We start from the raw sequence: 245 nt of genomic DNA on the forward strand, positions 1-245 counted from the left end.
GTGATTCGTCCGCAGTATTCGCCGCTGCGCGGCCAGGAGCTGGACGTGGACAAGCCCGATATCGACCGCGCGCTGCGTATCAACTTCAGCGGTGATAGCGTCGGCTTGCTGCGCGAAGGCCCGCGGCTGATGCCGATCATGCTGCAGACTTCCGAGCTGGAGCGGCAGAATATCGACCATCTTGGCAATATTCAGGAGTGGAGTCAGACGCAGCAGCGCTATGTGCCGCTGGCCAATCTGGTGAA

The 245-nt window shown here is 60.8% G+C and carries 1 protein-coding gene; it reads left to right on the forward strand.

Going from position 1 to position 245, the window contains the following annotated elements; translation table 11 throughout:
* The coding region (locus KVT28_RS26095) for a hypothetical protein (RefSeq protein WP_217551175.1) at positions 1-245 on the forward strand (245 nt) is incomplete at both ends.

This window comes from Pantoea sp. GbtcB22 (assembly GCF_019091025.1).
Classification (GTDB): Bacteria; Pseudomonadota; Gammaproteobacteria; order Enterobacterales; family Enterobacteriaceae; genus Pantoea; species Pantoea leporis.